This window comes from Rahnella sp. BIGb0236 (genome assembly GCF_004364755.1).
GTDB lineage: Bacteria > Pseudomonadota > Gammaproteobacteria > Enterobacterales > Enterobacteriaceae > Rahnella > Rahnella victoriana.
In genome coordinates this window covers 169252-181731 of sequence record NZ_SOAO01000006.1, presented here as the reverse complement: position 1 = coordinate 181731, position 12480 = coordinate 169252, and the positions used below count along the sequence as shown (strand labels likewise).

At 54.5% G+C, this 12480-nt stretch carries 9 protein-coding genes; 2 read left to right on the top strand and 7 right to left on the bottom strand.

Translation table 11 applies throughout. The features are described from left to right. Nucleotides 1–76: 76 nt before the first annotated feature. Genes EDF78_RS14345 through EDF78_RS14335 form a run of 3 tightly spaced genes read right to left on the bottom strand, consistent with a single transcriptional unit; the run spans nt 77 to nt 2365 of the window. Entirely contained in the window at nt 77–823 is a 747-nt protein-coding gene (locus EDF78_RS14345) for a glutamine amidotransferase (RefSeq protein ID WP_133823337.1), read from the bottom strand. Nucleotides 824–846: 23 nt separating this feature from the next. Further along, entirely contained in the window at nt 847–1836 is a 990-nt protein-coding gene (locus EDF78_RS14340; RefSeq protein WP_119823354.1) for a Gfo/Idh/MocA family oxidoreductase, read from the bottom strand. Between the two features lie 22 nt (nt 1837–1858). Then, nucleotides 1859–2365 carry a M48 family metallopeptidase gene (locus EDF78_RS14335; protein WP_013573860.1) on the bottom strand — a complete coding sequence of 169 codons (507 nt, stop codon included), beginning with the start codon at nt 2363–2365 and terminating at the stop codon, nt 1859–1861. A gap of 170 nt (nt 2366–2535) precedes the next feature. On the opposite strand from EDF78_RS14335, the gene rlmG reads away from it, so the two are divergent. Next, nucleotides 2536–3687, top strand: a complete 1152-nt coding sequence (gene rlmG / locus EDF78_RS14330; RefSeq protein ID WP_095923619.1) for a 23S rRNA (guanine(1835)-N(2))-methyltransferase RlmG — start codon at nt 2536–2538, stop codon at nt 3685–3687. Nucleotides 3688–3758: 71 nt separating this feature from the next. Here rlmG and EDF78_RS14325 read toward each other — a convergent pair whose 3' ends face one another. Then, nucleotides 3759–5795 (bottom strand): NADPH-dependent 2,4-dienoyl-CoA reductase, encoded by a 2037-nt coding sequence (locus EDF78_RS14325; protein WP_133823336.1) that lies wholly within the window; start codon nt 5793–5795, stop codon nt 3759–3761. Nucleotides 5796–6191: 396 nt separating this feature from the next. Between EDF78_RS14325 and EDF78_RS14320 the strand changes: the two genes are divergently transcribed. After that, a complete protein-coding gene (locus EDF78_RS14320; protein ID WP_113877142.1) occupies nt 6192–7058 on the top strand; it encodes a crotonase/enoyl-CoA hydratase family protein in 867 nt (288 codons plus the stop codon). A 29-nt stretch (nt 7059–7087) separates the two neighbouring features. Here the strand turns inward: EDF78_RS14320 and pdeR are convergent, their stop codons facing one another. The 3 genes from pdeR to EDF78_RS14305 all read right to left on the bottom strand — a co-directional run bounded on the left by pdeR (nt 7088) and on the right by EDF78_RS14305 (nt 12349). After that, nucleotides 7088–9106: a cyclic di-GMP phosphodiesterase gene (pdeR, locus tag EDF78_RS14315; protein WP_119823347.1), complete on the bottom strand. Its 2019-nt coding sequence runs from the start codon at nt 9104–9106 to the stop codon at nt 7088–7090. 281 nt (nt 9107–9387) lie between these two features. Then, entirely contained in the window at nt 9388–11670 is a 2283-nt protein-coding gene (gene bglX, locus EDF78_RS14310) for a beta-glucosidase BglX (RefSeq protein ID WP_347876871.1), read from the bottom strand. Nucleotides 11671–12064: 394 nt separating this feature from the next. Next, nucleotides 12065–12349, bottom strand: coding sequence for a YjcB family protein (locus EDF78_RS14305; protein ID WP_119823343.1), 285 nt, complete (start codon nt 12347–12349; stop codon nt 12065–12067). Nucleotides 12350–12480 lie beyond the last annotated feature (131 nt).

The following is a 12480-nucleotide window of genomic DNA, read 5'->3' as shown; positions in this document are numbered from 1 at the left end:
AAGTTACTCCCCTTTGCAGTTCGCAAATTAATGCAAAATGTGTCTGGTGTCAAACATTCAGAAACATTTTAGCGCATTAACCCGCCAGCGCCTGACGTTTGCCGAGTGCGCCGACAAAGGCCAGCAGCAGGCCGCGGCTGAGCGGTGTTTCGCTAAGTTGCTGAGCCTGTTGTGCAAAATCCACCGTATCGTCTTCGGCGAGGGATCCCAGCCACGAGAGATAAGTTTTCATCACCGCCAGACTGAATTCGGGATGGAACTGCGTGCTGATAGCATTCGGGCCGTAGCGCAGGATCTGATGCGGATCGTGCACTGTTTTCGCCAGCACCGTCGCGGTCGCAGGCGGCGTAATGACGGTTTGCAGGTGGATCAGATTGGCCGCGAACTGCGCCGGAAGCTGTGACACCAGCGGATCCAGATGCCCGGCTGGCGTCAGCATGACCTCGTGTGTACCCACTTCAATGCCCTGCGGATGGTAATTCACTTCGCCGCCCAGCGCATACGCCATCAGCTGATGACCGTAGCAGGCACCGAACATCGGTAATTCCTGCAACATGCCCAGCCGTACCCAGTCCGCCGCGTCTTCGCTCCACGCCAGATGCTCGGTGACCATGCTGCGCGAACCGGTAATGATCGCCCCGCAATAATTTTCCGGCGGCAACGGGCGCTCACCCGCCTGTAAATCGACAATCACCACCTGCTGCGCATCGATATCGCCCTGACGGATAAACATCTGCGGAAAGTTATCGTGCGCCCGACGGATAGGTTCCGGCGCGTGGCCGGTCTGTAAAATCAACAGCGGTTTCTGGCTGGGTGCAATCATCTGTTACTCCCGAATGGAATGAATCATGAGGGCTGCTGGTCTGCCGGGAACACCACGCCGGTCTGACGGCGGATTTCCGTCAGCACTTTGGCAGTGATGCGCGAGACTTCCAGCCCCGGGTGCGCGACAAACTGGCTGTCGACCAGAATCGCAAAAGTTTCTGCTTCGTACAGCATGGTGTTGATGTGCTGAGGCTGGGTCAGATCCAGCTTCTGGCTGCCGCGTGGCGTCAGGCTGAGCGTCTGGCATTCAGACAGTTTTTCCATCTGCAAGGTGCCGTCCTCGCCCTGAATTTCACTGGGCAGCAGGGAGTCGCTGATTTTGGAGTGGTTGATCACCACTTCGAAATCACCGGCATACGACAAAATCACCGTCCCCTGACCATCAACGCCGCTTTCCAGCAAGGTCGCGGTGGCTTTGACCGACTCCGGTTCGCCAAACAGCGAAATGGCGCTGGCCAGACAGTAATAGCCGATATCCATGATTGAGCCGTTGGAAAACGCCGGATTAAAGGTGTTCGGGTTTTCACCGGCCAGATAGCGCGGATAACGTGAGGAATACTGGCAGTAATTCAGAATGGCCTTGCGCAATTTACCGATGCGGTTCAGCGCGCCTTTCATGTGCAGGAAATTCGGCAGATACGCGGTTTTGAAGGCTTCGAACAGCACCACGTTGTTCTCTTTCGCACAGGCAATCAGGCTTTCGGCTTCACGCAGGTTGGAGACCAGCGGCTTTTCGCAAATCACATGTTTTTTATGACGGAGGAACAACAGCGACTGCGGATAATGCAGGGAATTCGGGCTGGCAATATACACCGCATCAATCAGATCGGAGGCGGCCATCTCTTCGAGGGAATCAAAGTAATGCTCAACCGGATAATCCTCGCCGAGCTTTTTCGCGCCATCCAGCGTGCGGGAATAAATCGCGGTCAGCTTCATCTTACCGCTCTCGTGTGCGGCATCAATAAAACGCTGGGTGATCCAGTTAGTGCCGACGACTGCGAAGCGAATCATGTGAAATCCCTATAGTGAATTATTATTGGTACAACTTACCGAATATTTCCAGATGCGTCAGGTACATGCGCGTGTCGAATTCTAACTGATGATAGTCAGGCGTCATATGACAGCACAGGCTGTAGAAGGCTTTGTTGTGTTCTTTTTCTTTCAGGTGCGCGAGTTCATGCACCACGATCATTTTCAGAAACGCTTCCGGCGCGCTTTTAAACACCGTCGCCACGCGGATTTCCGCTTTGGCTTTCAGCTTGCCGCCCTGAATGCGGGATATCGCGGTATGCAGCCCCAGCGCGTGTTTCATCACGTGGATTTTATTGTCGTACGCCACTTTGCTTAACGGCGATGAACTGCGCAAAAACTGGTTTTTCAGGTCGAGCGTATACTGATAGAGCGACTTGTCGGTGGTCAGTTCGTGCGGCTCGGGATAGCGCGTCAGCAAGACTTTACCTAAACGTTCCTGGTCGATTAACTGTCGCACCTGAGCCTGAAGCGACTCCGGATAGCCTTGCAGATAGGTCAATTCAGGCATAACTGTTTGCTTTGTCTCTTATTGCCGGGGAAAAGATGCTGTACCGGTCAGCGCCATTTTTGTCACGATCGCGCGGATCCGGCAGATAAACCCCTTTTTAACTGAAAAAACGTTTTACTGATAGACCAAATTAAGGGATAAACAGCGCAAATTGAATATGAGGAGGGCCAATGAGCCAATTTGAAACCGAAACCGGTGGTCAGTTATTGCAACTGCGTCTGGAACGTTATCCGCTGGAAGAAGCGGCAACACAGTTGCAGGCATGGGAAGCGGCCGATGAATATCTGCTGCAAAACCTGAACACTGAGGCGCTCAACGGCCGTCCGCTGCTTATTTTCAACGATGCCTTTGGCACGCTGGCCTGCGCATTGCAGCCGCACAATCCGACCAGCATCAATGACTCCTTCATGAGTCAGCTGGCGATGCGCCATAACCTGCGCCTTAACGGGTTTGACGAAGACAGCGTGGCGGCGCAAAGCAGCCTGGTGCCGTTGCCAATCAATCCGGGTCTGGTGATCATCAAAGTGCCAAAAACGCTGGCGCTGCTGGAACAACAATTGCTGGCGCTGCGTGAAGTGGTGACGCCGGACACCCAGATTATCGCCGGCGCAAAAGCCCGTGATATTCATACCTCTACGCTGCAATTGTTCGAGAAAATCCTCGGGCCGACCAAAACCAGTCTGGCGTGGAAAAAAGCCCGTCTGATCCATTGTGAAGCCACTTTGCCTGCGCAAACCGCCGGGCCGGTGATTGCAGAATGGGCGCTGGATGACAGTGAATTCCGTATCTCCAACCACGCCAACGTGTTCTCACGCGGCGGTCTGGATATCGGCGCTCGCTTCTTTATGCAGCATCTGCCGGAAGGTATCGAAGGGCGTATGGCGGATCTGGGCTGCGGTAACGGCGTGATCGGCATGACCGCGCTGGCGCTGAACCCGGATGCGGAAATGCTGTTCGTCGATGAATCGTATATGGCGGTAGAGTCGAGCCGTCTAAACGTCGAAAACAATTTGCCGCAGGATCTCAGCCGCTGTCATTTTGACGTGAACAACATGCTGGCCGGTGTTGAGCGCGAAACGCTGCACGCCGTGCTGTGTAACCCGCCGTTCCATCAGGGCACGGTGATCAGTGATGACACCGCGTGGCGCATGTTCTGCGACGCCAAACGTTGCCTGCAAACCGGCGGCGAACTGCGCATCGTCGGTAACCGCCATCTGGATTACTACCAGAAATTACGTCGCCTGTTCGGCAACTGCACCACCATCGCCACCAACCAGAAATTTGTGATCCTGCGTGCCGTGAAAACCGCTGCGCATCACTGATCGCTGAATCGCTGACATGAAAAAGCCGCTTATCGCGGCTTTTTTTCGGCTGGAGTTTCTGATGCCGTTTTCTAAATCTTCAGCGCCAGCCGGGTGCCCTGGTCGATAGCACGACGCGCATCCAGTTCGACGGCCACGTCGGCGCCGCCGATCAGATGCACGTTTTTTCCGGCTTCCTGCAATGGCTGATACAGCGCACGCTGCGGTTCCTGTCCGGCGCAGATAATCACGTTATCCACTGCCAGACACACCGGTTCGCCGTTCATGATCAGATGCAGACCCGCGTCATCGATACGTTCGTAACTGACGCCGCTTTGCATTTTCACACCACGCTGCAACAGGCTGGCGCGGTGGATCCAGCCGGTGGTTTTCCCCAGCCCTGCGCCGACTTTGGTGGTTTTGCGTTGCAGCAGCACGATGTCCCGTGCGGCGGGTTCAGGCTGTGGCCCGGTGGGTGCCAGACCGCCGCGATGCGTCAGGCTCTGGTCAATTCCCCATTCCTGACTGAAAGCCTGCGTGCTGAGGCTCGATGACGGGCCGTTGTGGATCAGGTATTCGGCGGTATCGAAACCGATGCCGCCCGCGCCGATAATCGCCACGCGCTGGCCGACCGGTTTTTTCTCGCGCAGCACCTCGAGATAGGTCAGCACGCACGGATGATCAATGCCCGCAATATCCGGCAGGCGCGGAGAAATACCACAGGCGAGGATCACGTCGTCATAGCCCGTTAACTGACTGGCGTTGACGGCTTCGCCCAGACGCAGCGTCACGCCCAGCAAAGTCAGCTGACGCGAGTAATAACGCAGCGTCTGATAAAACTCTTCTTTACCGGGGATCTGTTTGGCGACATTAAATTGCCCGCCGATTTCATTGTGTGCATCGAACAGTGTGACGTGATGTCCGCGGCTGGCGGCCGTGGTGGCAAAGGCCAGTCCGGCCGGGCCAGCGCCGACCACCGCCAGACGTTTGGTGATGTCCGCGCGGGTCACCGGTAACTGCGTTTCCCGGCAGGCGCGCGGGTTCACCAGACAGGAAGTGACTTCACCGGCAAATATCTGATCCAGACAGGCCTGATTACAGCCGATGCAGGTATTGATCTCATCAGCACGCCCCTGCGCGGCTTTTTCGACAAAGGCCGGATCGGCAAGGAACGGGCGCGCCATTGACACCATATCCGCACAGCCTTCGGCGAGGATTTTCTCCGCCACGTCAGGATCGTTAATGCGGTTAGTGGTGATCAGCGGAATGCCCACTTTGCCCATCAGTTTTTGCGTCACCCAGCTGAAGGCGGCGCGGGGCACCATAGTGGCGATGGTCGGAATGCGCGCTTCATGCCAGCCAATCCCGGTGTTGATAATGCTCGCCCCCGCCTGTTCGATGCGTTGCGCCAGCATTTCGACTTCCTGCCAGTCCGAGCCTTCTTCGACCAGATCCAGCATGGATAAACGATAAATGATGATGAATTCCCGGCCACAGGTTTCACGTACGCGGCGTACGGCCTCGGTGGCGAAGCGCATGCGGTTATCCGCTGAACCGCCCCAGCGGTCGGTGCGCTGGTTGGTGCGTGCGGTGAGAAACTGGTTAATCAGATAACCTTCGGAACCCATGATTTCCACGCCGTCGTAACCCGACTCTTTGGCAAGCTGCGCGCAGCGGGCGAAATCCGCCAGTGTGGAGTCGATTTCCTCTTCAGTCAGCGCGTGTGGCGTAAAACGGTTGATCGGTGCCTGCAGGGCAGAGGGCGCGACGGGGTGGGGCTGATAGCTGTAACGCCCTGCGTGAAGGATCTGCAAGGCGATTTTGCCGCCCGCGGCATGTACCGCGTCAGTCACCACGCGATGATGAGTGATGTGCTCCTGTTCGGCGAGGATTGACCCGCCCTGATACACCACGCCCTGCGCGTTCGGTGAAATGCCTCCCGTGACAATCAGCCCGACGCCCGCAGCGGCGCGTTCGGCATAGAAGGCCGCCAGACGTTCAGGCCCGTCCTCGCGTTCCTCAAGACCGGTGTGCATTGATCCCATCAGCACGCGGTTTTTCAGTTGGGTAAAACCTAAATCCAGCGGCGCCAGCAGGTGCGGATAAAACAGCGAAGCGCGATCAGTCATGGAATTCTCTTAAGTGGTCGGAGGAGATGAATTCAATTTAGCCGCTGGCAGGACAATTGGAAAGTCAGCGTGCAATGACTGTGATATGTATCACTCCGCGCCGATCGCTGAGGGTTAATTAACTATTCCGCATATTATTAATCAGAGTTATTTAATTAAATCGGGTTATTTTTGCGGGGTTCAAACGGCACAACATAGCAGATAAAAACATTATTTCTTTGTTTTTACACAATATTGATTGTTCGCAGGTTGTTTATTTTTAACAATTTTTTACCGGACAGTGCCGGTTAGGATTATTTTTATAAAAGCATATCGAATCGATTCAGTTCGGGTTAGAGCTGGACTAGGCTGGAGCTGCTTCACCCTAAAAATTCATTCCTAACCTGGATATATACTATGAATCTTATTGACCATACAGCCTGCCGCCCGTTTACCGAAGCCGGGCATTTGTCCCAAATTGCAGCCTATTATGAAGAAGGGCGTAATGTCATGTGGATGATGCTCAGGTCTTATCCACGTCCGTGTTTCAATCAGGAACTTATCGAAGACATTATGACGCTGACCTATGCCGCCAAAGCCTCCGGATTGCGTTTTGACTTTTGGGTCACCGGCTCCCTGGTGCCCAATATGTACAATGTCGGCGGGGATTTGAGTTTCTTCGTGGACTCTATCGTCAACAACAAACGCGAGGCGTTACGTGCTTACGCCAGAGCCTGTGTGGACTGCGTTCACGCCGCCGCACGCGGGTTTGATGTGGGCGCGATCAGTTTGTCGATGATTGAAGGTACGGCGCTCGGTGGCGGGTTTGAGGCGGCTCTGGCGCACCATTATGTGCTGGCGCAAAACACCGCGCGGATGGGATTCCCTGAAATCGCCTTTAACCTGTTCCCCGGTATGGGCGGGTATTCGCTGGTTTCCCGCAAGGCGGGCATGAAGCTGGCGGAGGAACTGATCTCTACCGGCGAGTCACACACGGCGGAATGGTTTGAAAGCCGCGGGCTGGTGGATGTGCTGTTCCAGCCGGGGGAAGCGTTCAACGCGACCCGTACCTTTATGGATGTCCTGCGGCCCAAACTCAACGGCATCCGGGCGATGATCCGCGCACGTCAGCGTGTGCTGCAACTGTCACGTTCAGAACTGATGGATATTACGGAGGACTGGGTGGATGCGGCGTTTACGCTGGAGGAGAAAGATCTGAGTTATATGGAGCGTCTGGTCATGCTGCAAAACCGGCATACGGCATCATTGCGTAAAACCGGCTAGCAGCAGGCAGAAACAGCCCGTCACTGGCGCTATTTCTGTTTTGCTTTATGTTTAAACACATTGGGTGAAGCAACACTTTTTTCCTCAAGCCAGTGCTCCAGCTCAGCCGCGGGCATTGGCTTGGCGTAAAGAAATCCCTGTTTGCTGTCCACACCAATTTCGTCAATCAGTTTCTCTTCTTCCGCCGTTTCCACCCCTTCCGCCACCACGGTCAGTTGCAGGGTTTTTGCCACGGCCACGATCGCCCGCACCAGCGCCTGAGACACCGGATTGTCATTGATGCCGCGAATAAAACTTTGATCCAGCTTGATGCAGTCGAGGGGGATGCGCGCCAGTTGCGACAACGAGGAATAACCGGTGCCGAAATCATCCAGATGCACCTGCGCGCCAAGTTTATGCAGCTGATTGATCATGCTGACTGCGGAACCTTCATCTTCCACCAGACAACTTTCCGTCAGCTCAAAATCCAGCAAACAGCCTTTCATTCCGGCTTTTTTCATCGCTTCCGACAGCGTGGTGATAAAGGATCCGTTATTGAGCTGCCGCCCGGAAAGATTCACTGCAACACGCAGGTTCAGCCCTTTCTTCTGCCATTCCGTTGCCTGACGGGTGGCGGTTTCAATCACCCATTTGCCGATCGGCGTGATCAGACCGGATTCTTCCGCATAGGGAATAAAACTTTGTGGCTGAATGAGGCCGCGTTCCGGCGAATTCCAGCGCAGCAATGCTTCGACACTTTGCACTGTGCCGTACAGCGAGACTTTCGGCTGATAGTGCAACACCAGCTGATCTTTCTCCACCAGCGCCTTACGCAGATGGGTATCTAACCACATGTATTCCGAGGCTTTCTCGTTCATGCCCGGCGAAAAAACGCAGTGGGCGTTTTTGCCTTTTTCCTTTGCCACATACATGGCGGTATCGGCATTCTGCAACAGCGTATCGCCGTCGGTGCCGTGTTCCGGGCAAATGGCGATACCGCCGGAACAGCCGGTATAGACTTCAATCAGTCCGATACGAAACGGCAGGCTCAGCCTGCGCAGCACCCGCCGGCTGAGTTCTTCCAGCGTGCTGAGATCAGCGTGGAGGCTAAGAATAATGAATTCATCGCCGCCCAGTCGCGCCAGTTTATCGTTCGGCGACAGACAATCCTGAATGGCATCGGAGACTGCGCGCAGCAGGTGATCGCCAAACATATGGCCGTAGGCGTCGTTCACCTTTTTGAAGTTATCCAGATCGAGATAGATCAGGCCGACCTGGCTTTCGCCGCGTTCAAGTAAGGCTTTCGCCAGCGATTCCTGTAAGGCATTACGGTTAGCAAAACCGGTGACCAGATCGGTGTTCGCCAGTACGCGTAAACGTTCCTGCGCCTTGCGCTCGTCGGTAATATCAGAGCCTGAGCAGATCAGGTATTTTTGCTGTTTTCCGCTGCCGCTGTGCACGAATTTATTGCGGAACAGAAACAGCCGCTGGCCTTTGACGGTGTTGATCCAACGCTCAACTTCATAAGATTGCTGATGCTGAAAAAAACCATTGATGTTCTGACGCGAGGCCAGCCCTTCTTCCATCGACATGAATAAGTCATAGGCGCTGCGCCCGATGACATCTTCTTCACGCAGGCCGGTATATTCTTCGCTCAGGCGGTTGAAACGGTGGATTTTGCCTTCCTGATCGATAATGACGATCACGGAATTGGCTTCGGAAACTACCTGTTCCGCGAAGGTCAGGCCGACTTCAAGATCGTGCGCGACCGATTCCGTATCCTGATACGCAGAAGCGGTACCCGCCCAGGCTTTGCTGTCGATTTTTCGCCCGACAAGGTACAGGCGAACGGGGGAACCGAATAAGGTGATATCCAGGGTAAAACTGGAGGTAATGCCGGTCAGTTGGCGGATTTTCCCGGCCTGCCACTGCGTCAGGGGGATAGCAACATTGACGACGCCTTTCTCTGCGGATAACTCCAGGGCATTGCTGTCTGAACCCAGTCGCCAATAAGGGCGGGGTGTACCAAAATGCAGGTACAAGATGGAGGCATCTTGAGAGTCGACCATGAATGTTTCTCCGCAAAGAACGCTATACGCCGCCAGTGTGGCGACATGGCGACAGTCAGCACAGACGGAGCTTACTCTGTTCAGCACACCCGCACCGCTCCGCAAGCGCGGATCAGGTCAGGAGGGCGTAACACATTGAATTTAAGGTTAGCAACTGTCGGTTATATATCCAGTCGCCAGACAGAAATTACTGCTCAGAACAGGCGGGCACCGTTGCCGGATGTCCGCCTGCGAGAGAAGGTTTTTGACTGTGTTCCTGGCCTGATTTCAGGCCCGGTGTATTATTTCAGCAGGAAGCTGCTTTGTTTCACATCCTGAGAATCTAACCCTACGAATACATTGAACTTTCCAGGTTCAGACGCCCATTTCAACTTGTCGTTGTAAAAACGTAAATCTTTTTCATTGATGGCAAATGTAACGATTTTCTCTTCGCCCGGTTGCAGATTGATTTTTTCGAAGTTCTTCAGCTCTTTCACCGGACGGCTGATCGAGGCGGTCACATCCTGCAGGTACATCTGCACGATAGTGGCACCGCTGACTTTACCGGTGTTTTTCACCGTTACGCTGGCGGTCAGCGGATGTTTCGCATCCATGGTGGAAGAGGACACGCTCACGTCAGAGACGCTGAAGCTGGTGTAGCTCAGGCCATAGCCAAACGGGAACAGCGGACCGTTGGTGATATCGAAATAACGGGTGGTGTATTTATCCGGATGCTGCGCATTAAACGGACGACCGGTATTGAGCACGCTGTTATACAGCGGGATTTGCCCGACAGAGCGCGGGAAGGTCATCGGCAGTTTGCCGGACGGGTTGTAATCGCCAAACAGGACATCGGCAATGGCATGGCCGCCTTCGGTGCCGCTGAACCAGGTTTCCAGCATGGCATCAGAGATCTCATTCTCCCACGTCAGCGTCAGCGGACGGCCATTCATCAGCACGATCACCAGCGGTTTACCGGTGGCTTTCAGGGCTTTCAGCAGGTCACGCTGGCTCTGAGGAATGTTGATGTCAGAACGGCTGGAGGCTTCGTGTGCCATGCCCTGCGCTTCGCCCACTACCGCGACCACGACGTCAGATTTTTCCGCCGTTTTCACCGCTTCGTCGATCATTTCCTGCGGTTTACGCGGATCGTTGATCACTTGTTTGTCGTAAGAGTTGAGGAAATCCACCATTCCCTGATCGTTGGTGACGTTCGCGCCACGCGCATACAGGATAGTGCCCTGATCGCCGAGCACGTCTTTCATGCCCTGCAACACGGTCACGGCCTGTGCCGCTTTACCGGCTGCCGACCAGCTCCCCATCACGTCGCGTTTGCTGTCAGCCAGCGCGCCGATCACGGCAATGGTGCCTTTTTTCTGTAACGGCAATGTCTGGTTGCTATTTTTCAGCAGCACCAGCGAGGTCCGCGCCACTTCGCGGGCTTCCTGACGATGCAGACGGCTTTCAGCGTTGGTGTCTGCCGGGTCACTCGACTGCGGGCCTAAATGGCGATATTCATCGACAAACAGCCCCATGTCCCATTTCGCGGCCAGGACGTCACGCACGGCACGGTCAATGTCTTGCTGGCTGACCAGACCGTCGGCGAGTAAACCTTTCAGGTACTTACCGTACATATTGTCGGCCATGTCCATATCGACACCGGCTTTCAGCGCCATGGCGGCCGCCTGACGATCGTCTTCGGCCACGCCGTGTTTGACCAGCCCGCCGATGGCGCCGTGGTCGCTGACGGTCAGGCCTTTGAACTGCCAGTCGTCGCGCAGGATATCTTTCAGCAGCCAGGTGTTTGAGGTGGCAGGAATGCCGTTCACGCTGTTCAGCGCCACCATCACCCCACCGGCACCGGCATCGACTGCTGCTTTATAAGGCGGCATGTAATCGTTGAACATGCGGGTCAGGCTCATGTCCACGGTGTTGTATTCGCGGCCACCTTCGACGGCACCGTACAGCGCATAGTGTTTGACGTTAGCCATCACGGCGTCCGGCGCAGACGGGTCTTTGCCCTGATAACCGGTAACGATTTCATGAGCGAGACGCGAGGTCAGGTAGGTGTCTTCGCCAAAGCCTTCGGACACACGGCCCCAGCGCGGATCACGGGTGATATCCACCATCGGCGAGAAGGTCATGTTCAGACCATCGGCGGCGGTTTCCAGCGCAGAAATACGGGCGCTGGTGGCGACGGCCTGCATATCCCAGCTGGCGGCAAGGCCAAGGCTGATCGGGAAAATCGTGCGCTGGCCGTGGACCACGTCATAGGCATAGAAAGGAGGGATTTTCAGGCGGCTGTATTTCACTTCGTCCTGAAGACGACGGATATCGGGTTTGGTCACCGTGTTAAACACACCGCCGACTTTACCGGCGCGGATATCGGCCATGATGGCTTCTTTCGGATAATCCGTCCCCACAGTCACCAGATTCAGCTGACCGATTTTTTCATCAAGGGTCATTTTTTTCATCAGGTCGGCAATGAACGCGTTGCGCTCTTTTACCTGATCCTGAGGGATACCCGTTGTTTCAACGGCAAATGTAGAAGCAGAACTTACCAGTAACACGAACGCGCCAAGCATGTGATGCGTATTCATCGGAATTCCTTCAGCCATAAGCAGGGGAGCCAAATCAGAGAAAATTCAGCAGCCTGAAGCAAACAAAGCAATGATCATTCTAAGAAAAACATAATGTGAGAATCTAATACGACCGTTCAACTATTAGCAATGAATAGTTTATGGCCTGCGCACAATATCTTTTTATCCTTCGGGACAGCCTGCAATTTACAGGTAATCCGCATGACAGATACAAGAAGACAGTCGATATGCCACGCAAATTTTTAAATTTAGGATTAGGTGATATACCGCTGAACAAATAAACATCAATGCGGCGGCAGGGAAAAGGACAGGCAATAAAAAAGGCAGAACGCATTGTTCTGCCCGGGCATAATTCGCAATAACCGTTCAGGTCATCGGATTAATAGTAGTAAGACATATCGGTCGGGGTTTTGCTCATCACGTCAAAGAAGACGTCTTTGGTGTTTACCCAGAATTGCGCCACGGCGGCGGCATCGTAGCTCATGCCCATCAGGCTCATGACGAAGAAGCAGGTCACGGTCAGACCGACACCACTGCAAACGAAAGCCATGGTATTCCGGCTGGACTGGCGACACACAATATTCAGCTGGCTGGTGCAGAACATCAAAAAGGCGCTCAGCAGTTCCCAGCGCATCATTAAAATCCCGGCAGTTAATGTACCCATCGATAAAATCCTTACTCACTACAGCCGCTTGCGCGAAGCCACAATCAGCCGGAAGGCTGCGACAACGGGTTGGCACCGGGCTTTACTGAAGAAATGGTGAATTACAAAAATGTGATGATGGTCACATTATA

What these genes read in the sequence shown, in the direction of transcription:
- rlmG (WP_095923619.1), top strand. Translation starts at nt 2,536, where the DNA reads ATGAGCCAATTTGAAACCGAAACCGGTGGTCAGTTATTGCAACTGCGT.
- EDF78_RS14335 (WP_013573860.1), bottom strand. Translation starts at nt 2,365, where the DNA reads ATGCCTGAATTGACCTATCTGCAAGGCTATCCGGAGTCGCTTCAGGCT.
- EDF78_RS14320 (WP_113877142.1), top strand. Translation starts at nt 6,192, where the DNA reads ATGAATCTTATTGACCATACAGCCTGCCGCCCGTTTACCGAAGCCGGG.
- bglX (WP_347876871.1), bottom strand. Translation starts at nt 11,670, where the DNA reads ATGCTTGGCGCGTTCGTGTTACTGGTAAGTTCTGCTTCTACATTTGCC.
- pdeR (WP_119823347.1), bottom strand. Translation starts at nt 9,106, where the DNA reads ATGGTCGACTCTCAAGATGCCTCCATCTTGTACCTGCATTTTGGTACA.
- EDF78_RS14340 (WP_119823354.1), bottom strand. Translation starts at nt 1,836, where the DNA reads ATGATTCGCTTCGCAGTCGTCGGCACTAACTGGATCACCCAGCGTTTT.
- EDF78_RS14305 (WP_119823343.1), bottom strand. Translation starts at nt 12,349, where the DNA reads ATGGGTACATTAACTGCCGGGATTTTAATGATGCGCTGGGAACTGCTG.
- EDF78_RS14345 (WP_133823337.1), bottom strand. Translation starts at nt 823, where the DNA reads ATGATTGCACCCAGCCAGAAACCGCTGTTGATTTTACAGACCGGCCAC.
- EDF78_RS14325 (WP_133823336.1), bottom strand. Translation starts at nt 5,795, where the DNA reads ATGACTGATCGCGCTTCGCTGTTTTATCCGCACCTGCTGGCGCCGCTG.